The sequence below is a fragment of the Nonomuraea corallina genome (assembly GCF_027620315.1).
GTDB classification, from domain to species: domain Bacteria; phylum Actinomycetota; class Actinomycetes; order Streptosporangiales; family Streptosporangiaceae; genus Nonomuraea; species Nonomuraea corallina.
Genome location: NZ_JAPNNL010000119.1, coordinates 1 through 22,852, shown reverse-complemented (window position 1 = coordinate 22,852; position 22,852 = coordinate 1). Strand labels below are relative to the sequence as shown.

The following is a 22,852-nucleotide window of genomic DNA, read 5'->3' as shown; positions in this document are numbered from 1 at the left end:
GGCCGGCGTCGAGCGGGCCGGACCCCCGATCGTCATTCCCGCTCGATGCCCGGGTTGTAGCCCTTACGCGCGTTGGAGGGGCAGGTCGCGATGCTGTTGCTGGGCGGCACGGTGACGCCCAGCCAGTGGCCGCGCACGACGCGGTCGATGTCCCAGGGGATGTCGCACTTGAGCGTGGCCCGGAACCTGCCGGTGCCCGAGCTGCAGGAGGCGTAGCTCGACATGTTGGTGTTGTGGAAGCCGAAACTGCACGACGACGGAATGGCCTGGGCGGGGTTGGAGAAACCCAGGACCGCCGTGGTGGCGGCGCCCGCCACGAGGACGTTCACCAGGCGGGGCGAGCGGAACTTCATGATGACTTCCCCCGGAGGTAGATCGGAAATGCCGTCGACCAAGGTATGGGATCAAGGTTCTCGCCACAATGTTCAACCGTTGGCAAAGATCGACACAACCGACGTGCGCCCCTTGCAATCTTTGCCATGGTGCCCCGAGTCCTCACCGTGCCTCAGACGGCACTCCCCGCCCGGAAAGGCCGCTCTCCCACCCTCACGATCTGCGACATCCCGCCGCTTCGAGAGGATCCCGGGCGGCTCGCGGCGGCGGGTGACCCCGTCGCCGCGAGCCGAGATCATGAAGCTCCGGCCGGCGTGACGCGGGCCGATGCCGTGATCACCGGCGTTCGACGTTCGGGCTGTAGCCCTTGCGCGCGTCCGCGGGGCAGGTCGCGAAGCTCAAGCTGGGCGGGACGGTGACGTTCAGCCAGCGGCCGTACACGGCCTTGTCGAACCCCCACGGGATGTCGCACCAGAGTACGGCCCGGAACTGGCCGGTGCCCACGCTGCAGGTGGCGTAGCTCGACAGGGTGGTGTTGTGGAAGTCGAAGCTGCAGCTGGACGGAATGGCCTGGGCGGGGTTCGAGAACCCGAGCACGGCCGAGGCGGCGGCACCCGCCACCAGCAAGCTGGCCAGACGAGATGAGCGGATTTTCATAGTTACTGCCCCCAAGAGGTAGATCGCGTGGATGCCGCGGACCAAGCTACGAGATCAGGCGCGCCGTCACAATGCATGATCGTCGGCAAGACCCGACAGCGCTGGGGCCCTTCGGACCACAAGATCTGCCATGGCGCCGACAACCCCCGCCGTGCTGCCCGGCGACTCCTCCGCGCCCCGGACGGGCTGGTCACAGCGGCTGATCGCGCCCCGTCACGTGGTGCCCTTGCCGCTTCCGAGGAGGCCGAGGTCGCGGAGCACGGCCCTGGTGCGGCGGGTTTCCGAGGCGGCCCAGGCGGCGAAGCGGTCACCCCCCAGCGGGATCGGCGTCCAGCCGCCCTCCCGGCAGGCCTGCCGCCAGCCGGGTGAGCCGGCCACCTCCTCGCACATGCCGACGGCCGCGTCCCTGGCCGCCGCCGGCATGTCGCCGGGGCCGACGGCGGCGCACCAGTTCGCGAAGTCCACCCGGACCCCGGACTCCAGCAGGCTGGGCGCGTCCAGACCGGGGAAGCGGTCGGCGCAGGAGACGGCCAGCACCCGGACCCAGCCCCGGTCGATGTACGGACGCCAGCCCGCCAGCGGGCCCGTCGCGGCGTCGGCGCGCCCGGCGAGCAGCGCCCCGGCCGCCTCGTCGGCGCCGGGGTAGCCGGTGTAGTTCACCTGCCGGGTGTCGGCGCCGAGCCCCTGGGCGATGAGCCCGAACAGCAGGTGGTCGGGGGTGCCCTGCGGCCCGCCGGCCAGCGGCGTGCCCGCGGGGTCGGCCCGCAGGCGGGCGCCGAAGGCGTCGAAGGCGGTGAAGCGGGAGTTCTGCGCCACCAGCACCACCTCGACCTCGCCGGCCAGCCGGGCGAGCGGGGTGACGCCGTGCAGGGGCGACTCGGCGGCGTTCAGCTCGGCGGCGGCCAGCGCGGGCAGCCCGATGAGAGTGAGCGTGCTGACCGGCCCGGCCCCGCCGACCGGGTAGCCGGCCCCGCGGGCCGTCCGGGTGAACGCCTCGGCGACGCGCACCCACTGCTCGCCGGCGGCATGGATCTCGTACGCGCCGGCGACGCGGACCGCGGACCGGTCGCCGCAGCCGGCGACGCAGGCGGCCACGCCCAGGCCCGCCGCCAGGAACCGCCTGCGCCGCATGACCCGCCTCCCCCGAAGTGTCCACTTCAGGTTATTGACAGATCACGCAGAGTTACACATGCCGGATATCACCTGCTAAGGCTTCCAGGCCATCCCGGCCAGCAGTGGCAACCGGCTGCCGCCCACCAGCCGCGGCCGGTCGGGCCGCCACTCGTGGGCCTGCACCAGACCGGGCTCGACCATGACGAAGTCGCCGAAGAACGCCTGGATCTCCTCCGGGGACCGGCCGGTGCCCCCCGCCGGGGTGTCACCCGACGAGGTGGCGTGCGCGATCGCCAGATGGCTGCCCGGGGCCAGCGCCTCGCGCAGCCCGGCGACCACGGCGTGCGGGTCCATGCTGTCGGGCACGAGGTGCAGCACCGACACCAGCAGCACTCCGACCGGCAGCTCCGGGTCGAGATGGCGGGCGGCGTCGTCCAGCATCCGGGCGGGGTCCAGCAGGTCGGCCTCCACGAAGACCGCGCTGGCCCGCTCCCCCAGCAGCGCGCGTCCGTGCGCCGCCACCACCGGGTCGTGGTCGACGTAGACGACCCGGGCGTGCGGGACCACCTCGTGCACGTTGCCCTGGGTGGGCAGGCCGCTGCCCACGTCCAGGAACTGGGTGACGCCCTGCGCGGCGGCGTAGCGGACCGCGCGCTGGAGGAATCCCCTGGCGGCCCGCGCCAGCGGCACCGCCTCCGGTATCAGATCCGCCAACCGGTCCAGGGCCTCGCGGTCGACCGCGAAGTTGTCCTTGCCGCCGAGCAGGTAGTCGTACATCCGGGCAAGATTGGGAGTGTCGGGGTCTAACTGGGGCACACTTTGACCCTAGGCGCTCCTCCCCCGGGGCGACACCGGCCGGATTCCGACTATGACCCAGCCGAACGGTAAGGGATTACTAACCCGCTCTTGCCGTTATTCCACCGTGACACTCTTGGCCAGGTTGCGCGGCTTGTCCACGTCCCTGCCGAGCGCCACCGCCGCGTGGTAGGCGAACAGCTGGAGCGGGATCGTGAGCAGGATCGGGTCCAGCTCGATCTCGTTCTTGGGCACCACGATGCAGTCCTCGGCCAGCTTGAGGTCCGGCTCGCGGTGGCCGACCATCAGCACGCTGCCGCCCCGGGCGCGGATCTCCCCGAGCGTGGTGAGATTCTTGTCCAGCAGCTCGTCGTCGGGCACGATCGCCACCGTCGGCATGTCCGGGCCGATCAGCGCGAGCGGGCCGTGCTTGAGCTCGCTGGCCGGGTAGGCCTCGGCGTGCACGTACGAGATCTCCTTGAGCTTCTGCGCGCCCTCGCGGGCCACCGGATAGCCGCGGACCCGGCCGACGAACATCATGCTCGCGTGCTTGGCGTACTTCTGCGCCAGCTCGGCGATCTTGTCGCCCTGCGCGAGGATCTCCCCGATCTGGTCGGGCAGCCTGCGCAGGCCCTCACAGATGCGTCGGCCGTCGGCGGGCGACAGGTCGCGCACCCGGCCCAGATGCAGCGCCAGCAGCGCGAACGCCACCGCCGTCGAGGTGAACGCCTTGGTCGAGGCCACCGACACCTCCGGGCCGGCGTGCAGGTAGACGCCGCCGTCGACCTCACGGGCGATGGCGCTGCCGACCGCGTTGACGATGCCGATGACCCGGCCGCCCTTGCGCTTGAGCTCCTGCACCGCGGCGAGCGTGTCGTAGGTCTCGCCGGACTGGCTGATGGCGATGTAGAGCGTGTCCTGCTCGACCACGGGATTGCGGTAGCGGAACTCGCTGGCCGGCTCGGCGTCGGCCGGGATGCGGGCCAGCTCCTCGATGAGCTGCGCGCCGATCTGACCGGAGTAGTACGCCGAGCCGCAGCCGATGACCTTCACCCGGCGGAACGAACGCGTCTCGCGGGCGTCCATGTTGAGCCCGCCCAGATGGGCCACGTTGAACCGCTCGTCCAGCCGGCCGCTCATCGTGCGGGCCGTGGTCTCGGGCTGCTCGGAGATCTCCTTGAGCAGGTAGTGCTCGTAGCCGCCGGTGTCGTAGTGGCCGGCGTCCCAGTCGACGGTCAGCGGCTCCTTGGCCGTCTCGCGGGCGTCGCTGGCGAAGGTGTGGAACCCGTCGGCGCGCAGCACGGCCAGCTCGCCGTCCTCCAGGTGGACCACCTGGCGGGTGTAGCGGATGAGCGCGGCCACGTCGGAGGCGGCGAACATCTCCTTCTCGCCGATGCCGAGCACGATCGGGCTGCCGTTGCGGGCCACGACCACCTCACCCGGCCGCTCGGCGTCGATCACCGCGATCCCGTACGTGCCCACGATGCTTTTGAGCGACTTGCGTACGGCCTCCTCCAGGGAGTCGTTCTCGTCGGCGGCGCGGGCGATCAGATGGGCGAGCACCTCGGTGTCGGTGTCGGAGCGGAACTCCACGCCGTCGGCGACCAGCTTGGCCCGCAGCTCGTCGGCGTTCTCGATGATGCCGTTGTGCACCACCGCGATGCGCTCGTCCGCCGACAGGTGCGGATGCGCGTTCACGTCGCTGGGCGCGCCGTGCGTGGCCCACCGGGTGTGACCGATGCCCAGGGCGCCCTTGAACCTGGCCGGCACCACCTTGGCCAGGTCGGCGACCCTGCCCTTGACCTTGCGGACCTTGAGCCCCTTGCTGGAGATCACGATCCCGGCCGAGTCATAGCCGCGGTACTCCAGCCGCTGAAGCCCTTCGAGCAGGATCGGAGCCGCGTCCTTCGGCCCCACGTACGCGACGATTCCGCACATCCGAGTCTCCTATCCGTAGACGATCCGGCGCAGCTGACGCAGCGACAACTCCGGGGCCGCCACCCGGCGGCCCCGGAGCTCGGCGGCGACCCTGGGAAAGATCTCGTCGTTGGTCAGACCGCGCGCCTTCAACTCCCCGTGACGGCGGCGCACGAACTCCTCCGCCGACTCCGAGAAGTACGCGAGCACGTCGGCCACCACGCGTGCCGCCTCACCGGCCCCGAGCGGGCTCGTCCGGGTGAGGTGAACGATGAGGTCCTCGTAGGGATGCCGCGCCGTAGACACAGACGAGGACATTACGCAGATGGAACGAGACACGCCAACATCCTGCCCGATATCGGGCAGAAATTAGCTCTATTGGTCACCCTGCTTCTCCCATACGGCGTGCCGGGCGGCCTACGGCCGATGTCGTGTTCCCCTGGGAACGGTCACGACCCGTGCTCGTTCCGTACCACCGCGTGGAGGTCTCGTCATGCTGCTGCAGGTCGCCGTCGCCGCCTTGGTGCTGGCCGGCCAGCCGGAAGGGCGCCAGGACGACTTCGCCTCGGCGGCCCGGCAGTACGGGGTGCCGGTCAGCGTGCTGCTGGGCGTGTCCTACCTGCAGTCCCGCTGGGACGCCCACCCGGGCGAGCCGTCCACGGCGGGCGGCTTCGGCCCGATGCACCTGCTCGACCCGTCACTCGACCCGTCACTCGCCCCGTCACTCGCCCCGGCCTCCGCGCCCCGCTCCGGCGGCCGGACGGACGGCGTGATCCCACGCACCGCCACCTCCGGCCACGCCCGCGCCCACGCCCGCGCCCACACCCACGGTCACAGCCACGGTCACAGCCACGCCCCCGGTGATGCTGCCGCCTCTGGTCGGCTGGGAGGCGCGCCGCGGGGAGCCACTCTGGACGAGGCCGCGCGGCTGACCGGGATCGGCGCCGGGCGGCTCCGTCGCGAGCCCGCCGCCAACATCCGGGGCGGCGCCGCACTCCTCGCCTCCTACCGGGGCGCCCCGAGCGCCGACCCCGGCCGCTGGCACGGCGCCGTCGCCCGGTACGGGGGCTCGCGCGCGTTCGCCGACGAAGTCCTGCGGGTGATCCGCGCCGGCGCGGTCCGCCGCGCGGACGACGGCTCGGTGGTCCGGCTGACCGCCCACCCCGGGCTCCGCTCCCCCGGCCGCGCCGCCAAGCCCTCGAACGGGACGGAGTGCCCGCGGAAGGCGGCCTGCCGGTGGCTGCCCGCCGCGTACGCCAGGACCGGCGGCGACGACTACGGCAACCACGACCGCCTCGGACGTCCCCGCCGCGTCGACTACATCGTCATCCACGACACCGAGGGCCCCTTCCGGGGCATCCCCCGCCTGATCCGCGACCCCGAGTACGTGAGCTGGCACTACACGATCCGCTCCCGCGACGGGCACGTCACCCAGCACCTGAGGACCCGCGACGTCGCCTGGCACGCCGGCAACTGGGACGTCAACGCCCGTTCCATCGGCATCGAGCACGAGGGCTACCTGGCCGCGGGCGGCACCTGGTACACCGAGGCGATGTACCGCGCGTCGGCCCGGCTGGTCCGCCACCTGGCCGCCGAGCACGACATCCCGCTCGACCGGGCGCACGTCCTCGGCCACGACAACGTCCCCGGCGCCACCCCTGACACGCTGCCCGCCATGCACGAGGACCCCGGCCCGTACTGGGACTGGGCCCACTACTTCGACCTCCTGGGCGCCCCTTTGGAGCCACGCGACAGACGCGCCGGAGACCAGGACGAGCGCCCGCCCCTGCGGCTGGCCTCCCGGCCCGGCCACACCGGTCCCACGCCCGGAGGCCCGTCCCGTGCCACCTCCGCACCCGGCCGCCCCACACGCGGCCGTTCCGTGCACGACCGCCCCGTGAGTCACGAGGCCGGACGGAAGCAGGAGGGACGCGGGCGGGTGGTGGTGATTCTTCCTGAGTACGACGAGCACCGGCCGCGCTTCACGGGGTGCGAGCGCGGCAGACCGGCGCGCCCGTGCCCGCCGCGGGGCGCGTCGACGGTGTGGCTGCGCACGGCGCCGCGTCATGACGCGCCGCTGGTGGACGACATCGGCAAGCGCGTCGGCCGGCCCAGCACGTACAGCGTCCACGACCACAGCGCCCGCGCCTCCGCCGGACAGCGGTTCGCGGTCGCCGGGCGGCACGCCGGCTGGACGGCCATCTGGTATCTCGGCCGCCGCGCCTGGTTCCACGACCCGTACGAGCGCCCGACCGCCGTCCGCGCCCGCAACCCCGTCGTGGTGCCGCGCAGGACGGGCGTCCCGGTGTACGGGCGCGCGTACCCGGAGAAGGCCGCCTACCGGGGCACGGGCGTCGCCTACCAGCGCCACGTCGCGCTCCCGTACCGGATCGGCCCCGGCCAGGCGTACACGGTCGGCGGCACGCTGACCGGGTCCTATCTCTCGGCCGCGTACCGGCCCGCGCGACACGTCACGGTCACGGGCCGCCGGCGCTACCACCAGATCCAGCTCGGCCACCGGGTGGCGTTCGTCAAGGCGGAGGACGTCCGTCTGATCCGCTGAATTTCGCCCGGAGAGCCGTTCCATGCGCACAGGCACTCCGGGAAGGCGATATGGTTTTCCTCGTAACCGGCCGGTGCCGGAGACACGCGGAAGTGGCTCAGGGGTAGAGCATCACCTTGCCAAGGTGAGGGTCGCGGGTTCGAATCCCGTCTTCCGCTCGGAGTTCCAACTCCTGGTGGAGTGGCCGAGAGGCGAGGCAGCGGCCTGCAAAGCCGTCTACACGGGTTCAAATCCCGTCTCCACCTCGGCGCGTTCTGTGGATCCTCCTGGATCCGCTAAGGTAGAGCAACGCCATGCGGAAGTGGCTCAGGGGTAGAGCATCACCTTGCCAAGGTGAGGGTCGCGGGTTCGAATCCCGTCTTCCGCTCTGAGTGACAACTCAATACGGACGATTAGCTCAGCGGGAGAGCGCTTCCCTGACACGGAAGAGGTCACTGGTTCAATCCCAGTATCGTCCACCGTCACCGAGCCCCGGATTCCGGCTGATGCCAGGATCCGGGGTTTTCTGTCGTTCCGGGCCCTTGATCCCAGCATCATGAATCCTGTGATCACCGTGCGCATGAACGACGCCGCCGCCCACCTCGTCCCGCTGAGCGGCTCCGGCGGGTTCGATCCTCCGGGCGGTCTCGCCCCTCGTCTGCGCGCGTTCGTCGGGCAGGGCATCGTCCGTCACGGCAGGGTGCTCACCTGGGCCCGGTCCGCGCGGGGCGCCCATGAGACGGCCCCGTCCCACGATCTCACCGGCTGGGAGTGCCGGCACAGTTCGTTCCATCTGGAGGACTTCGTGCCGGTCGACTCCGCCGTGGTCGACGACGCGCCGGTGATCGGCGAAGGGGAGCAACGCGTCCTTCTGCGCCAGGGGCTCGCCGCCGCCATGGAGGTCGCGCGACTGGTCCGCGCGCTCAGCCCTCCCGTTCCCGTGCGCTGCATCCTGAGCGCGAACGAGACCGGGGGCCACCTTCAGGTTCCACGCGATCAGGGCGGGCGAGTCCTGGCATGATCCCGATCTCGACGCCTATCGCCTGGAGAAGGTGATCGTGGTCGATGTCGAGCCGGCGGGCGACGTTTGAAGCGGGCTATGCGTGATGGTTACGCTCCGTTTACCATAAGCCCAGTTTTGGGCAGATTCAGTCACCCTGTGTGCATAAGGGTCCTCTGAGCGGGTAGCGCGCTGACATTAGCTCCTCGGAGGGGGAAACCGTGGACATCAACATAGGCCAGGGCCTATCCGATGCCTGGCGAATGATCGCGACGTTCGTTCCCAGGCTGATCGCGTTCCTGGTCATACTCGTCATCGGCTGGTTCGTGGCCAAGATCCTGGAGAAGATCGTCGACAAGGTCCTGGAGCGCGTCGGCTTCGAGCGGGCGGTAGAGCGCAGCGGCGTGCAGCGGTGGCTGGAGCGCAGCCGGTACAACGCGAGCAGCCTGCTGGCCAGGATCGTCTTCTATGCGATCATCCTGGTCACCCTGCAGATCGCGTTCAGCGTGTTCGGGCCGAACCCGATCTCGGCGCTGCTGACGGCAGTGGTGGCGTGGCTACCGCTGGCGATCGTGGCCATCGTGATCATCGTGGTGACGGGGGCCATCGCCAGGGCGGTCGGCGACATCGTCAGAGGGGCCCTCGGCGGGCTGTCGTACGGCCGGTTCCTGGCCGTGGTCGCCGAGATCTTCATCTGGGCGCTGGGCATCATCGCCGCGCTCAACCAGATCGGCGTGGCGACGGCGGTCACCATCCCGGTCCTCATCGCGGCGCTCGCCACGATCGGCGCGATCGCGGCCATCGGGATCGGCGGCGGGCTGGTGCGGCCCATGCAGCAACGGTGGGAGCGCTGGCTCGACCGGATCGAGGAGGAGGCGCCCCACGCCAGGGCCCATGCGGAGGCGTACCAGCGCGGCCGCGCGCACGCCCAGGGCATGACGCAGGAGGAGATGGCCCAGCGCGGCACGTCCGAGCAGCGGATCACGCCGTCGACGGGCACCGGGACGGTCGGCTCCACCCGGCCGGACATCCGCGAGCCCTGACAGGCCCGCCCTCCGGGAACCGGGGGCGGCCGAGCCACCCGGCCCGGCCGCCCTCTCCGCAGGCGTCAACCCACCGCGGAACCGCGAAGGACGCGCGGGGCGCGCGAGGACACGCCGGCGCATGGGGATGCGGGGAGGACGCCCCGGACGCCCCGGACGCCCCGGACGCCCCGGACGCCTGGACGCGCGGGGCGGGTGGATCGGCTGGGTCAGGCGGGGAGGTCGCCGGTGAGGAAGCCGTGCTCGCGGGCGAGCCAGCACGCGGCCGTGAGCCGGAGCGCGGGCGGGTCGTGCGGGCCGTGGAAGGTCCAGTCCCGTTCCCGCAGCACGTCCACGAAGCCCAGCACGTAGTCGCCCAGAGCCTCCGGGTCGACGGGGATCGTGTCCCGCAGGACCGCCACATGCTGGTCCACCGCCGCCACCAGCCCGGGATCGGCGCCCATTCTGGCGAACTGGCCCCGGCCGAGCGTGCTCATCACCCACTGCAGGGGCGCAGTCGCCCACCCATCCTCGAAATCCACCATTAAACTCTAATCCACCACAAAACCCCTTTACTCTTCGGCGTCAAGGTCAGCAAGGGCACGCTGCGCCACCGCGAAGGCCGAGTTCGCCGCCGGGACCCCGCAGTAGACGGCGGTCTGCAGCAGCACCTCCTTGATCTCGTCGCGGGTGAGCCCGTTGCGCAGCGCCGCCCGTACGTGCATGCCGAGTTCCTCCAGGTGCCCCCGCGCCACCAGGGCGGTGAGCGTGACCAGGCTGCGGGAGCGCCGGTCGAGGCCCGGCCGGTTCCAGATCTCGTCCCAGGCGTAGCGGGTGATGAAGTCCTGGAAGTCGCGGGTGAAGTCGGTGGCGCCGGCGTTGGCCCGGTCGACGTGCGCGCCGCCGAGCACCTCGCGCCGGGTCCGCATCCCGTCGGCCCGGCTCGTGCCCGCCGGCTTGCCCGCGCCCGCCGGCCAGGTGCCGGACAGGTGCCGCAGCATCGCGGCGGTCACCGGGCCGGGACGCTCGACGCCGGCCAGGTGGGAGGCGCCCGGGACGGTGGCGAGCAGGGCCCCGGGGATGCCGGTGGCCAGGGTGAGCGCGTGTTCCAGAGGCGTCGCCGGATCCTCGGTCCCCGCGACGACCAGCGTGGGCGCGGCGATCTCCGGCAGCCTGGCCCGCAGGTCGAACCCGGCCAGCGCCTCGCAGCACGCGGCGTAGGACTCGTCGTCCACCTGGTCGAGCCGGTCGACGACCCAGCTCCCGTCGTACCCCTCGGTGAACCAGCGCGAGGCCAGCGTCGGAGCCAGCGACCGCACGCCCTCGGCCCGTACCGAGGCCGCCCGCTCCAGCCACGGCCCCGGCTCGCCGAACCGGGCCGACGAGCAGCACATGACCAGGCTCCGGACCCGCTCGGGGGCCTTGAGCGCGACGGTCGCGGCGACCGCGCCGCCGACCGAGATGCCGCCGACGGCGAAGTGCGCCTCGTCGACCAGGCCGAGCACGGCCTGGGCCAGGTCGTCGAGCGTGAACCCGCCGGCCGCGGGCGAGCCGCCGTGCCCCGGCAGGTCGTAGCGGAGCACCCGCCAGCGCTCGGTCAGCGCGGGCAGCTGGGGCTGCCAGACGTCCAGGGTGGTGCCCAGGGACGGGCCGAGCACGAGCAGCGGCCCGCAGGCGGGGCCGTCGACGCGATGATGCAGCTTCACGGGGTTCCTTGTCTGTCTCGGTACGCGGCCAGGACACGGTCGACGAGGTCCGGGGCCGCGCCCAGGTACGCGGCGGGGTCCAGCAGGGCGGCGGGGGCCTCCAGGGGGCCGTCCCGCCGGAGCGTCTCGGTGAGCGCGTCCGCGCCGAGGTGGGCGGCCAGGCGTTCGGAGACGAGGCGGCCGCCGGTGAGGCCGGTGTTGGCGCTCATCCGGTCGGGGAAGACCCGGAGGCCGGCCATCAGCTCCGCGGCGGTCTCGGCGGCGCCGCCGGTCAGGCGCAGGCACTCGCGCAACGGGCCCCACTCGGCCTGCCAGGCGCCCGCCGCGCGTTCATGCTCCCCGACCTGGGCCAGCGCCCGCGCGTGCCCGGGGACCTGGAGCGAGGCGGCGCGGACGAGCACGGACAGGGCCGGGTTGCGTTTGTGCGGCATGGCCGACGAGCCTCCGGGGGCCGCCTCGGCCACCTCGCCCACCTCCGTCTGGGACAGGAGGATGACGTCGGCGGCCGGCTTGCCGAGCGCTGTCGCGACCCCGGCCAGCGCCGCCCCCAGCTCGGCGACGACCGAACGCTCGGCGTGCCACGGGATCTCCGGCACGGCCAGGCCGGTCTCCTCGGCGAACAGCTCCACGACGGCCAGAGCCCGTCCGGCCGCCTCCCTCGGGACCTCGCCGCTTCCCGGGGAGGTGGCGGCCGCCTCGGTGAGGGCGCTCAGAGTGCCAGCGGCGCCGCCTAGCTGGGCGGGCAGCGGCACGGCCGCCAGGCGGTCGCGGGCGCGCAGGACGCCGGCCAGCCAGGTCGCCGCCTTCAGCCCGAAGGTGGTGGGCACCGCGTGCTGGCCGAGGGTGCGGGCGGCCATCACCGTGTCGCGGTGCCGTTCGGCCAGCCGCGCCAGCGAGTCCATGACGCCGTCGAGGTCCTCCAGGATGACCTCGGTCGCGCGGCGGGCGACCAGCATGGCGGCCGTGTCGAGGATGTCCTGGCTGGTGGCGCCCAGGTGGACGTCCGCGGCCGCCGGCTCCCCCACCGCCGCGCGCAGGTCCGACACCAGCGGCACGACGGGGTTGGCCGAGCGGCGGGCGCGGCGGGCCAGCGCGGCCACGTCCACGTCGAGGTCATCCGCCGCGCGGGCGATCGCCTCGGCCGCCCGGCGCGGCACCAGCCCGGCCCGAGCCTGGGCGCGGGCCAGCGCCGACTCGGCGTCCAGCATGGCCCGTACCCAGGCCTGGTCGGACGTGAGCCGCTCGGCACGGACGCCCGCCCGCACCGGCGCCAGCAGCCCGGTGTCGAGCGGACCGGTGTGGAGCGGACCGGTGTCGAGCGGATCTCCTGGTGGGTTGTCAGAAGTCAAGGAAAACCGTCTCCCCCTCGCCCTGCAGGCGTACGTCGAACTCGTAGGTGTCCTCCTTCCCCGACGCGACGAGGGTGGCACGCCTGACCGGGTCGAGGCCGTCCAGCAGCGGGTCCGGCCGGTCCTCCAGGTACACCCGGGTCAGGACCGAGCGCAGCAGTCCTCGGGCGAAGATCTGCAAAGAGAGGTACGGCCCGTCGGGCCGCGCGGTTCGGAAGCGGTAGCGGCCCTCGGGGTCGGTGGCGCAGCGGCCGAACCCCGACACGCCCTCGCCGTCACGGGTCAGCACGCCGCGCTCGCCGGTGCGGCCGAGCCAGAGTTCCAGCAGCGCGTCGGGGACGGGCTCGCCGGCGCCGTCCAGGACCCGGCCGGTCAGCGTGATCGCCCCCGGGCGCCCCTCCGGGACGAGCTCCCAGTCGCGCGGGTACGGCAGCGCGTGGCCGAAGAACGGGCCGACGGTCTGGGAGGGGGTGACGGGCAAGGTCATCAGGACTCCACGGGGGTACGGCCGAGCACGACGTCGAAGGTGTAGCCGAGGGCCCACTCGGGCTCGGTGACGTCGTGCGCGTACGAGGAGACGAGCCGCCGGCGGGCCGCCTCGTCGGGGATGGACTGCATGATCGGGTCGAACGGCATGAGCGGGTCGCCGGGGAAGTACATCTGGGTGACCAGCCGCTGGGTGAAGGCCGTGCCGAACACCGAGAAGTGGATGTGGGCGGGCCGCCAGGCGTTGGGGTGGTTGCGCCACGGGTACGCGCCGGGCTTGATCGTGACGAACCGGTAGCGGCCCTCGTCGTCGGTGAGGCAGCGGCCCGCGCCGGTGAAGTTCGGGTCGAGCGGGGCCGGGTGCTGGTCGCCCGCGTGCGCGTACCGGCCGGCCGCGTTGGCCTGCCAGACCTCGACCAGGGTGCCGCGGACGGGGCGCCCGCCGGAGTCCAGGACGCGGCCGGTGACGATGATCCGCTCGCCGATCGGCTCGCCCTCGTGCTGCCGGGTCAGGTCGGCGTCCAGGGAGCCGACCTCCTGGTGCCCGAAGACGGGGCTGCTCAGCTCGATGGCGTCGGGGTCGGCCTTGAACGCCACGGGCGGCTGCGACGGGGCGCGCAGCACGGTGCTCCGGTAGCCGGGAGAGAGGTAAGGGGGATGGGGCATGTCCGTCCTTCTGTCACCATTCGTAGCCGACGTAGTTCTCCGCCAAGGTGGTCGCCGCCGCCTCGGACGAGGTCACGTAGTCCAGGTAGGAGAGCTGCAGCCGCCGCCCGTAGGCGTCGTCGGAGTCGAAGGTGTGCAGCAGCGTCGTCATCCACCAGGAGAAGTGCTGGGCCCGCCAGACCCGCTTGAGGCAGGCGGCGGAGTAGCCGTCGAGCAGGCCGGTCGAGCCGTCGCGGAAGTACGCGGCCAGCGCCTCGGTCAGCACCCGCACGTCCGCGACGGCCAGGTTGAGTCCCTTGGCGCCGGTGGGCGGCACGATGTGGGCGGCGTCCCCGGCCAGGTAGAGCCGGCCGTACTGCATGGGCTCCACCACGTAGGAGCGCATCGGCGTGACGCTCTTCTCCACGATCTCGCCGGTGGCCAGGGTGAAGCCCGGCACGGTCTCCAGGCGGGCCTTCAGCTCGTCCCAGACGCGCCCGTCCGGCCAGTCCTCGGCCACGGCGTCCGGCGGCACCTGGAGGTAGAAGCGGCTGAGGGTGGGCGAGCGCATGCTGTGCAGGGCGAAGCCGCGCTCGCCTCGGGCGTAGATGAGCTCCTCGGACGAGGGCGCGACCTGGGCGAGGATGCCGAGCCAGGCGAACGGGTACTCGCGCTCGTACGTGGTGAGCACGCCCTCGGGCACCGCCGGTCTGGAGACGCCGTGGAAGCCGTCGCAGCCGGCGATCACGTCGCAGTCGAGGCGTTCCCCGCCGAACGTCAGGTAGGGCCGGTCCTCCAGCGCGTGCAGCGCCACGTCCTCCACCTCGAAGCGGAGGTCGCCGCCCGCCTCCAGCCTGGCGGCGATGAGGTCCTTGACCACCTCCTGCTGCCCGTACACGGTGATGGCCCGGCCGGGCACCAGCTTCTCGAACGGGATGCGGTGGCCGGCGCCGCCGTACCGGAGTTCGATGCCGTGGTGGGGCAGCCCCTCGCGCAGCATGCGCTCACCGACGCCCGCCGCGACGAGCGTGTCCACGGTGCCCTGCTCCAGCACCCCGGCGCGCACCCGCCGTTCGACGTGGTCGCGGCTGCGTCTCTCCAGCACCACCGAGGAGATGCCGCGCAGGTGGAGCAGGTGCGACAGGAGCAGCCCCGCGGGCCCCGCTCCGATGATCCCTACCTGAGTCCGCATGTCGAAAGCATCCTGCCTCCGCACCCCGGGCATCGAGAGGGCGCTTCCACTGAGCGGAAGAACTCTGCCAGGATGGGCGCATGGCGGGCGGATCCCGGGAGCCGGGCAGGAGCGTGACGTCCAAGGTCCTGGCGATCCTGGGCGCCTTCGACGCCGCGCACCCGCGGCTGACGCTGACCGAGGTGGCGGCGCGCAGCGGGGTGCCGCTGACGACGGCTCACCGGCTGGTGGGCGAGCTGGAACGGTGGCAGGCGCTGGGCCGCGGCCCCGACGGCCGGCTGAGCGTGGGGCTGCGGCTGTGGGAGCTGGGGCAGCTCGCGCCCGGCCGGCTGCAGGACGTGGCGCACCCGTGGCTGCAGGAGGTGTTCGCCGGCACCGGCGAGAACGTCCACCTGGCCGTCCGCGACGGCCTGGAGGTGCTGTACGTGGACAAGGTGTACGGGCGGCGGGCGGTGCCGATCGTGTCCAGGGCGGGCGGGCGGCTGCCGATGCACCCGACCGGGGTCGGCAAGGCGCTGCTGGCCCACGAGCCCGACTGGTTCGTCCGCGCCTACCTGGCCCGGGAGCTGGAGCGGCCCACGCCGCACACCATCACCGAGCCGGGCCGGCTGGCCAGGGAGCTGTCCGCGGTCCGCGCCCAGGGGTACGCGCTCACGTACGAGGAGATGACCCTGGGCTCCTGCTCGGCCGCCGCCCCGGTGCTCGTGGAGGGCCGGGCCGTCGCCGCTCTGGGCATCGTGCTCTCCTCCCGGCGGGCCCGTGAGCTGCCGCGGCTGGTGGACATCCTGCGCACGGCCGCGGCGGGCATCGCCGAGTCGTACGCCGCTACCGCCTGAATCCGCAGGTCACGGGTAGGAACCCGCCATGCGCATTCTGGTCACGGGAGCGGGCGGGACACTGGGCGGAGCGGTCGTGCCCGCCCTGGTCAAAGCGGGCCACGAGGTCCGCGCGCTGGGCCCGCCGCCGGGGGGCGGCGGGGACGCCCGGTGGCTGCCCGGCGAGGCGGTGAAGGACGCCGTGCGCGGCTGCGACGCCGTCGTGCTGCTGGGGCGGGACCCGGCGGACCGCGCGGCGGTCGCGGCCTCGTGCGGAGCGGGCGTGCCGCACGTGCTGCGGGTGTCGGGGCCGACGACGGGGCGGGCGCGCGAGCGCCTGGCCGACGCCGAGCGGCTCGTCAGGACCAGCGGCCTGCGCTGGACCGTGCTCCGCCACGGTCACCTGCACCAGGCGCTGGACCGGGCGCTGCGGAAGCTCGCCGCGTCGCCGGTGCTGCCGGTGGACCCGTCGGTGCCCTGGCAGCCGGTGGACGCCCGCGAGGTGGCCGCCTACCTGGCCGGTCTGCTGATGGGCGAGCCGCGGCAGACCGCTCTCGCGTACGGGGGACCCCAGGTGCTGAGCACCCCGGAGCTGGTGGGGATCTGGCTGGAGGCGCACGGGCTGCGCCGGCTCCGCCCGCGTGTGCGCTATCCCGGCAGGGCGACGGCCCAGCAGCGGGCGGGCCGGCTGCTGGTCAGGAACGCGCCGCTGGGCACGCTCTCCTGGCGGGAGTGGTTGATGCCGGCGCCGGTGCCGTCGGACGACTTCGCCGAGGAGCACACCGCGTCGCCGACGAGTCCGGCCACCCAGCCGGAGCGCGATCCGGATCAGCGGGTGTACGGGGGCGACGAGGGGTACCAGCGGCAGACCCGGGCGTGACCTCGGCATGCGCCCGTCTTGCTGGGGTTTCTCCGGGCCTGTACGGTCCTTACCGTTACACTGAACACCTTGTTCAGTACCGCCGACCGAGGGTTCGATGACGGAGCCAGAGACCGCCCGCCTGGGTGCGCGCATCCGGGCATACCGGAACATGCGCCGCATGACCGTGCGCGGACTGGCCGTCGAGGCGAACGCGAGCCCTAGCTTCATCAGCCAGCTGGAACGCGGCCACAGCAGCGCCAGCATCGGCATGCTCAGGCGGATCGCCACGGCGCTGGGGCTGACCGTGGCCGACCTGTTCAACGAGGAGGACGAGCTCGGGCACCGGGTGCTCCGCCGTACGGCCCGTCCCGAGTTACGCACCGCCCCCGGCACCCGCAAGTACCTGATCTCCCAGCGTCCCCTGCAGAACCTGGAGGTCTACGCGGGAGAGCTCGACCCCGGGACCTCGACCGGCGACGAGCCGTACGCCCACGGCGAGTCCCAGGAGATCCTCCTCGTGCTACGCGGCCGGGTCACCGTCTGGCTCGGCCCGACCGGCTCGGCCTCCCCGCAGGTGCTCGGGCCGGGTGACAGCGTGGAGTACAGGACCTCGATCCCGCACCGCGTGGCCAACGAGGGCGACGAGCCGGCCGAGGTCATCTGGATGATCAGCCCGCCCACACCCGCCTGAGCAGCGCGCCACCCTTCTCGACGGGTCTCCGACTCTGTTTCTTCTTCCCGACTAGCCTGATATGGAGGCGTTTTGACGTGAAAGGGATCCCGCTGACGGGGGACTTCGCGAACGGCGGGGTCTCGTTCTGGTACCGGCAAGCAGGGCTGCCGGCGCGCCGTGCTCCGCTGCCGGGGCCGCGCACGTACGACGTGGCGATCGTGGGGGGCGGCTACACCGGCCTGTGGACGGCCTACTACCTGAAGAAGGCCCAGCCCGACCTGCGGATCGCCGTGCTGGAGAAGGAGTTCGCCGGGTTCGGCGCGTCCGGCCGCAACGGGGGGTGGCTGTCGGCCGAGTTCGCCGGGTCGCGCAAGCGGCACGCCAGGGCGCGCGGCCGCCAGGCGATGATCGATCTGCAGCACGCCATGTTCCGCGCGGTGGACGAGGTGATCGACGTGACCCGCGAGGAGGGCATCGACGCCGACATCCACAAGGGCGGGCTGGTCCACGTCGCCACCAACCCGGCGCAGCGCCGCCGGCTCCGCGCCGAGGTGGCCGACCTGCGCACCTGGGGGTACGGCGAGGACGACATGCGGCTGATGGACCGCGACGAGATGCGCGAACGGCTGAACGTCGCCGGCGCCATCGAGGGCGCCTACTCGCCGCACTGCGCCCGCATCCAGCCGGCCAAGCTGGCCGTCGGGCTCGCCGGGGCGGCCGAGGCGCTGGGCGTGGACATCTTCGAGAGCACCACGGTGACCGAGATCCGCCCGCGCGAGGGCGGCCGGGCCTCGGCCGTCACCACGCGCGGCACGGTCACGGCCGAGTACGTGATCCGCGCCACCGAGGGCTTCACCGCCAGCCTGGCCGGGCAGCACCGGCAGTGGCTGCCGATGAACAGCTCCATGATCGTCACCGAGCCGCTGCCCGCCGAGATGTGGAAGCACATCGGCTGGTCGGGCAGCGAACTGCTCGGCGACCAGGCGCACGGCTACATCTACGCGCAGCGCACCGCCGACGACCGGATCGCCATCGGCGGCCGGGGCGTGCCCTACAGGTACGGCTCGCGTACGGACGTGTGGGGGGCGACGCAGGCGCAGACGGTCGCCTCGCTCTGGCGGATGCTGGTCAAGCTGTTCCCGGCCACCGCCGACGTGCGGGTGCAGCACGCGTGGTGCGGGGTGCTCGGGGTGCCGCGCGACTGGTGCTCGACGGTCCACCTGGACCACGAGACCGGGCTCGGCTGGGCGGGCGGCTACGTCGGCAGCGGCGTCACCACCACCAACCTGGCCGGGCGCACGCTGCGCGACCTCGTGCTGCGGCGCGACACCGAGCTGACCGCGCTGCCGTGGGTGGGCCGTCAGGTGCGGCAGTGGGAGCCGGAGCCGCTGCGGTGGATCGGCGTGCAGCTGATCTACGCGCTCTATCGGGCCGCCGACCGGCGCGAGAACGACCACGGCACCACCACCTCGCCGTTCGCGCACCTGGCCAACCTGATCTCTGGCCGCTGAGGCTCCGATCGCCGAGGCTCCTGACGCCGAGGCTCCTGACGCTGAGCCTCCTGACGCTGAGGCTCCGGCGCTACCTCCAGGGGTCGTAGTCGACCTCCAGCGGCTCCTGCGGCGGGCGCTCCGCCTCGGGCACGTGCTGGAGGTTGACGCGGATCCTGTACCACACACTGCTGCGCCCGCGCATGCCGTCGACCAGCACGTCGGCGGGCTCCAGCCGGGCGGCGACGGCGGGGTGGCGGGCCTTCCAGCGTTCGAGCCCGGCCAGGGCCTCGTCCTTGTGCTCGGCCTTGGCGATCTCGATGACGGGCCTGGTCTGCCGCCTGCGGCCGGTGCCCTTGGGCGCCTTGGGCGGCGGGCCGAGCTCCTCGGCCAGCGCGAGCAGTCCGTCGAGGGAGCCGGCGTGCAGGTCCATGTCCTCCCACGGGTCGCCGGACCGGGCCAGCCGGGCGGGCACGGTGTCGAGGGTGAACTCCTCCGGCCGGCAGCCCGGCACCTCGTCCCAGGTGAGCGGGGTGGAGACGCGGGCGTCGGGGACGGCGCGCACGGAGTAGGCGGAGGCGACGGTGCGGTCGTAGGCGTTCTGGTTGAAGTCGACGAACACGCCGTGGCGCTCCTCCTTCCACCACCGGCTGGTGGCCAGGCCGGGAGCGCGCCGCTCGACCTCCCTGGCCACGGTCTCGGCCGCCTTGCGCACCTGCGCGAACGGCCAGCGCCGCTCGATGCGGGCGTAGACATGGAAGCCGCGCGAACCGGACGTCTTGGGCCAGGCGGTCAGCCCGTGGTCCGTCAGCACCTCGCGGGCCACCTGGGCGGTGCTCAGCACGTCGTCCCACCCCACGCCGGGCACCGGGTCGAGGTCGATGCGCAACTCGTCGGGATGGGCGAGGTCGTCGGCCCGCACCGGGTGCGGGTTGAGGTCGACGCAGCCGAGGTTGACCACCCAGGCGAGCTGGGCCAGGTCGGTGCAGACGACCTCCTCGGCGCTGAGCCCCGACCGGTATCTCAGCTCGGCCACCTCGATCCAGCCGGGCCTCCTGGCCGGGGCGCGCTTCTGGAAGAACGGCTCCTCCTCCACCCCGTGCGGGAACCGTTTGAGCACCATCGGCCGCCCGTGCACGCCGCGCAGCGCCGCCTCCCCCACGGCCTGGTAGTAGCGCACCAGGTCGAGCTTGGTGTGGCCGGCGCGCGGGAACACCACCTTGTCCGGGTTGGTGATGTGGACCTCGCGGCCTGCGACCTCGATGTCAGACATGTGGTCACGATACGCGCGGAGCCCGACATTCCCCGGGCACCCGTTACCGCGCGGTGGCGGCGCGCCGGATGGCCGCCTCCCACTGGTCACGGCTGCGCCCGGCCCAGTACGTCAGGCCCAGCCGCTCGTGCCCGGCGATCGCGGCCCTGGCGTGCTCCGCCGCCTCCTCCGTACGGCCGAGCCGAAGCGCGAGCTGGGCCAGCACGTCGCGGACCGAGCCGCAGACGGCGCTGCCCGAGCCCAGCACGACGAACTGGTCGGCGATCGGCAGCAGCCGGGCGTAGAGGTCGTCCGGGGAGGGAGTGCCGAGGCGGGCGGCGACCAGGCCCCACACCGGCCACAGGAAATCGGCCGACCAGTCCTCCCGCAGCGGCTCGCCCCAGCGCGCGACCAGCTCACGGGCCGGGCCCTCCCGGCCGTCCTCCAGGGCGGCCAGGATCGCGACGGGGCGCACCGGCGCCATCAGCGCGGGCTCGGCGGCGGCGACCAGCTCGTCCACCAGTTCGGCGGCGTCGCCCCTGGCGCTCCGGCACAGGTAGCGGGCGATCAGGCGGCGCGCGTCCAGGCCCCACAGGCTGGCCCCGTAGCGGGGCGCGGGGAAGCGCTCCAGCAGCGACTCGGCCTCCTCCCAGCGGGCGCGCGCCATCAGCCCGCCCGTCTGCGCGACCCGTACCATCGACTCCAGCTCCGGCCTGCGCAGCTCGCGCAGGAGCTGCTCGCAGCGTGTCAGCTCGCGCTCCCACTCGGCCAGCTCGCCGGCGCGGAGCAGGCACGACAGGCGGATGGCGCGGGCGACCAGCCGGTCCTCCCGGCGCAGGCACGGGATGGCGAGCAGTTCCTCGACGGCGCGCAGCCGCTCGTCGTTGCGGCCGGGCACGAACGCGGCCAGCAGGTAGTTGTTCAGCGTCCTGGCGAGCAGGGCGGGGTCGCCGGTGGCGCGGGCCAGCTCGACCGCCTCGGCGGCCCGCCGCTCCCCCTCGGCGCGGCGCGGCCCGTAGTGCAGCTCGACGCCGAGCGTGCCGAGCAGCGCCGCCCTGTCGTGGTCGCCGAGCGGCCCGGCGAGCAGGTTCTCCAGCACGTCGGCCAGGTCGTCGTCGACGAACCCGTACGGCCGCCAGTTCCACACCGAGGGGGCGCCGAACGCGGACACCGCCGCCACCAGCGCCGCCCGGTCGCCGATCCGCTGCGCCTGGGCGACGGCCTCGGCCAGGTCCCGGAAGGCGCCCTCGGCGTCGCCCACGGCGCGCCGGGCCTGGCCCAGGCCGGTGAGCGTGCGGCAGCGGACGGCCGAGTCGCCCGGCGGCAGGTGGGCCAGCGCCAGCTCCCACAGCGCGACGGCCTCCTGGTAGCCGTGCCGGTCCGCGGCCTGACGGGCGGCCTCGGTCGCGTACGCGACGGCCTTCCCCGCGGGCGCCAGCGGGGCCGCGGCGGCGAAGTGCGCGGCGAGCACCGCGGGATCGGGGCCCGGACTCCGCCGGCCGAGATCCCCGCCCGGCGCCTGATCCTGCGGCCGGGCGCCGGGATCGGCCGCCGGCGCGCGCTCGAGGTGCTCGGCGGCGCGCAGGTGGAGCCGGGCGCGCTCCAGGCGGGTGAGGCCGGCGTCGAGCGCCTCCCGCACCAGGGCGTGCGAGAACCGGTAACCCGAGGCCGCCTCGGTGACCAGCCTGGCGGCCAGCGCCGGCTCCAGCGCCGTCATGACGTCCTCGACCGGCCGCCCGGCGAGCGCGGACAGCAGGTCCGCGTCCGCCTCGCGGCCCGCCACCGCGGCGGCCTTCAGCAGGTCAAGGGTCACGCCGGGCAGCCTGGCCAGGCGGCGGGCGATCACGTCGCGGGCGCCGGGCGGCACCTGGTCGCGCTCGCTCTCCGGCAGCCGCAGCAGCTCCTCCAGGTAGAACGGGTTCCCCCCGGACCGGTCGAGCAGCGCCACCGGGTCGGCGCGCACCTGCCGCAGCTCCAGGAAGTCGCGCACCTCCGCCGCGCCGAACGGGCCCAGCGGCAGCCGCAGCCCTTCCCTCGACAGCGCCCCCAGCGTCTCGCGGAGCCGCTCGGGGTGCTCGCCCGGCCGCAGCGTGACGATCGCCAGAGTGGCGGTACGGGGCAGCTCGGCGGCGACGTACTCCAGGAGGCGCAGCGAGGAGGCGTCGGCCCAGTGCAGATCCTCCAGCACCAGCAGGCTCGGCGTCTCACGCAGCCGGGCCAGGACGTCGTCGTACAGGTCGAACAGCTCGGCGGGCGGCCGGGCCGGGAGCATGCCCGCCTGCCGCCAGGGCCAGAACGCGGGCGCGCCGCCGCTGTCGGGGCACCGTCCCCAGGCGACCCGGAAGCCGCGCGCCCCGGCGAGGTCGGCGGCGGCGCGGGCCAGGCTCGTCTTGCCGATGCCCGCCTCGCCGCTCACCACGACCAGCCCGCCGCGCCCCGCCCTGGCCTCGGCGAGCCGCTCCTCCAGCGCCCGCACCTCCCTCTCCCGCCCGACCAGCCTCTCGCGCCCTCCCTGCGCGACCCCCCGCACCCCGGCGGTGACCGGCGTCGACGACGGGGGCGGCGGCCAGGCCGGTCCGGGACCGCTGGACGACGCTCCGGGGCCGCCGGCAGCCCGTGGTTCCGGCGCGGCGTCCGGTCCGGGGGCGAGGCCCGCGCCGGTCGCCGAAAGCGTCTCCAGCTCGGGCGACTGGGCCAGGACGGCCTGTTCCAGGCGCTTGAGCGCCGGTCCCGGTTCGATGCCCAGCTCGTCCGACAGCAGGGCGCGTACCCGGCGGAGCGCGGCCAGGGCCTCGGCCTGCCGCCCCGCCCGGTAGAGGGCCAGCACCAGCAGCGACCACGCCCGCTCCCGGTACGGGTCGCCCGCCACGAGCTCCTCCAGCTCCGGCACGCTCGCCTCGCCCAGCTCCAGCCGGGCCGCGAGCCGGTCCTCCACCATGCCCGAGCGCAGCTCCGCCAGCCGCGCCGCCTCGGCCCTGGCGAACGCCAGCCCGGGGAACTCCG

Annotated in this window: 21 protein-coding genes and 4 tRNA genes; 11 read left to right on the top strand and 14 right to left on the bottom strand. The window is 73.5% G+C overall.

Annotation, left to right across the window (positions count from 1 at the left end; genetic code table 11):
* Window positions 1-32: 32 nt before the first annotated feature.
* The 6 genes from OUY22_RS25185 to OUY22_RS25160 all read right to left on the bottom strand — a co-directional run bounded on the left by OUY22_RS25185 (window position 33) and on the right by OUY22_RS25160 (window position 5,121).
* The gene (locus OUY22_RS25185) at window positions 33-353 is read right to left on the bottom strand and encodes a hypothetical protein (RefSeq protein ID WP_270157617.1); all 321 of its coding nucleotides are present in this window, start codon (window positions 351-353) and stop codon (window positions 33-35) included.
* Window positions 354-669: 316 nt separating this feature from the next.
* Window positions 670-960, bottom strand: coding sequence for a hypothetical protein (locus tag OUY22_RS25180; RefSeq protein WP_270157616.1), 291 nt, complete (start codon window positions 958-960; stop codon window positions 670-672).
* Window positions 961-1,203: 243 nt separating this feature from the next.
* Window positions 1,204-2,121: a tripartite tricarboxylate transporter substrate-binding protein gene (locus tag OUY22_RS25175; protein WP_270157615.1), complete on the bottom strand. Its 918-nt coding sequence runs from the start codon at window positions 2,119-2,121 to the stop codon at window positions 1,204-1,206.
* 75 nt (window positions 2,122-2,196) lie between these two features.
* Window positions 2,197-2,919, bottom strand: a complete 723-nt coding sequence (locus tag OUY22_RS25170; protein ID WP_270157614.1) for an SAM-dependent methyltransferase — start codon at window positions 2,917-2,919, stop codon at window positions 2,197-2,199.
* A gap of 96 nt (window positions 2,920-3,015) precedes the next feature.
* Window positions 3,016-4,836 carry a glutamine--fructose-6-phosphate transaminase (isomerizing) gene (gene glmS, locus OUY22_RS25165; protein WP_270157613.1) on the bottom strand — a complete coding sequence of 607 codons (1,821 nt, stop codon included), beginning with the start codon at window positions 4,834-4,836 and terminating at the stop codon, window positions 3,016-3,018.
* A gap of 9 nt (window positions 4,837-4,845) precedes the next feature.
* On the bottom strand, window positions 4,846-5,121 hold the full coding sequence (locus OUY22_RS25160; RefSeq protein WP_270157612.1) for a hypothetical protein: 276 nt from the start codon (window positions 5,119-5,121) through the stop codon (window positions 4,846-4,848).
* A gap of 187 nt (window positions 5,122-5,308) precedes the next feature.
* Here OUY22_RS25160 and OUY22_RS25155 point away from each other — a divergent pair, with 187 nt between their 5' ends.
* From OUY22_RS25155 to OUY22_RS25125, 7 genes are all read left to right on the top strand, one after another.
* Window positions 5,309-7,378, top strand: a complete 2,070-nt coding sequence (locus tag OUY22_RS25155) for an N-acetylmuramoyl-L-alanine amidase (RefSeq protein WP_270157611.1) — start codon at window positions 5,309-5,311, stop codon at window positions 7,376-7,378.
* A gap of 86 nt (window positions 7,379-7,464) precedes the next feature.
* Window positions 7,465-7,536: transfer RNA gene (locus tag OUY22_RS25150), tRNA-Gly, on the top strand.
* A gap of 16 nt (window positions 7,537-7,552) precedes the next feature.
* Window positions 7,553-7,623, top strand: a tRNA-Cys gene (locus OUY22_RS25145).
* Between the two features lie 50 nt (window positions 7,624-7,673).
* Window positions 7,674-7,745: transfer RNA gene (locus tag OUY22_RS25140), tRNA-Gly, on the top strand.
* A 19-nt stretch (window positions 7,746-7,764) separates the two neighbouring features.
* Window positions 7,765-7,836, top strand: a tRNA-Val gene (locus OUY22_RS25135).
* 86 nt (window positions 7,837-7,922) lie between these two features.
* Window positions 7,923-8,378, top strand: a complete 456-nt coding sequence (locus OUY22_RS25130) for a hypothetical protein (protein ID WP_270157609.1) — start codon at window positions 7,923-7,925, stop codon at window positions 8,376-8,378.
* A 206-nt stretch (window positions 8,379-8,584) separates the two neighbouring features.
* The gene (locus OUY22_RS25125; RefSeq protein WP_408638197.1) at window positions 8,585-9,400 is read left to right on the top strand and encodes a mechanosensitive ion channel family protein; all 816 of its coding nucleotides are present in this window, start codon (window positions 8,585-8,587) and stop codon (window positions 9,398-9,400) included.
* Window positions 9,401-9,609: 209 nt separating this feature from the next.
* Here the strand turns inward: OUY22_RS25125 and OUY22_RS25120 are convergent, their stop codons facing one another.
* The 6 genes from OUY22_RS25120 to OUY22_RS25095 are packed head-to-tail and all read right to left on the bottom strand — an operon-like array spanning window position 9,610 to window position 14,757.
* The gene (locus OUY22_RS25120) at window positions 9,610-9,921 is read right to left on the bottom strand and encodes a DUF6401 family natural product biosynthesis protein (RefSeq protein WP_270157606.1); all 312 of its coding nucleotides are present in this window, start codon (window positions 9,919-9,921) and stop codon (window positions 9,610-9,612) included.
* Between the two features lie 30 nt (window positions 9,922-9,951).
* Entirely contained in the window at window positions 9,952-11,085 is a 1,134-nt protein-coding gene (pcaDC, locus tag OUY22_RS25115) for a bifunctional 3-oxoadipate enol-lactonase/4-carboxymuconolactone decarboxylase PcaDC (protein WP_270157605.1), read from the bottom strand.
* Entirely contained in the window at window positions 11,082-12,434 is a 1,353-nt protein-coding gene (gene pcaB, locus OUY22_RS25110) for a 3-carboxy-cis,cis-muconate cycloisomerase (protein WP_270157604.1), read from the bottom strand. Before pcaB ends, pcaDC begins: the two co-directional genes overlap by 4 nt.
* Complete coding sequence (locus OUY22_RS25105; RefSeq protein WP_270157603.1) at window positions 12,424-12,921, bottom strand: dioxygenase family protein; 498 nt, start codon at window positions 12,919-12,921, stop codon at window positions 12,424-12,426. The genes pcaB and OUY22_RS25105 overlap by 11 nt, the downstream gene beginning before the upstream one ends.
* The gene (gene pcaH, locus OUY22_RS25100; RefSeq protein WP_270157602.1) at window positions 12,921-13,586 is read right to left on the bottom strand and encodes a protocatechuate 3,4-dioxygenase subunit beta; all 666 of its coding nucleotides are present in this window, start codon (window positions 13,584-13,586) and stop codon (window positions 12,921-12,923) included. Before pcaH ends, OUY22_RS25105 begins: the two co-directional genes overlap by 1 nt.
* 13 nt (window positions 13,587-13,599) lie before the next feature.
* Window positions 13,600-14,757: a 4-hydroxybenzoate 3-monooxygenase gene (locus OUY22_RS25095; protein WP_270157601.1), complete on the bottom strand. Its 1,158-nt coding sequence runs from the start codon at window positions 14,755-14,757 to the stop codon at window positions 13,600-13,602.
* An 80-nt stretch (window positions 14,758-14,837) separates the two neighbouring features.
* Here OUY22_RS25095 and OUY22_RS25090 point away from each other — a divergent pair, with 80 nt between their 5' ends.
* From OUY22_RS25090 to OUY22_RS25075, 4 genes are all read left to right on the top strand, one after another.
* Window positions 14,838-15,593, top strand: coding sequence for an IclR family transcriptional regulator (locus OUY22_RS25090; protein ID WP_270157600.1), 756 nt, complete (start codon window positions 14,838-14,840; stop codon window positions 15,591-15,593).
* 28 nt (window positions 15,594-15,621) lie between these two features.
* Window positions 15,622-16,452, top strand: coding sequence for an SDR family oxidoreductase (locus tag OUY22_RS25085; RefSeq protein WP_270157599.1), 831 nt, complete (start codon window positions 15,622-15,624; stop codon window positions 16,450-16,452).
* A 97-nt stretch (window positions 16,453-16,549) separates the two neighbouring features.
* Window positions 16,550-17,125 carry a helix-turn-helix domain-containing protein gene (locus tag OUY22_RS25080; RefSeq protein ID WP_270157598.1) on the top strand — a complete coding sequence of 192 codons (576 nt, stop codon included), beginning with the start codon at window positions 16,550-16,552 and terminating at the stop codon, window positions 17,123-17,125.
* Between the two features lie 77 nt (window positions 17,126-17,202).
* Window positions 17,203-18,618, top strand: a complete 1,416-nt coding sequence (locus OUY22_RS25075) for an NAD(P)/FAD-dependent oxidoreductase (protein ID WP_270157597.1) — start codon at window positions 17,203-17,205, stop codon at window positions 18,616-18,618.
* A 70-nt stretch (window positions 18,619-18,688) separates the two neighbouring features.
* Here OUY22_RS25075 and ligD read toward each other — a convergent pair whose 3' ends face one another.
* On the bottom strand, window positions 18,689-19,870 hold the full coding sequence (ligD, locus tag OUY22_RS25070; protein ID WP_270157596.1) for a non-homologous end-joining DNA ligase: 1,182 nt from the start codon (window positions 19,868-19,870) through the stop codon (window positions 18,689-18,691).
* 43 nt (window positions 19,871-19,913) lie between these two features.
* Window positions 19,914-22,852, bottom strand: a 2,939-nt coding sequence (locus OUY22_RS25065; RefSeq protein ID WP_270157595.1) for an ATP-binding protein, incomplete at its 5' end; no start/stop codon positions are given.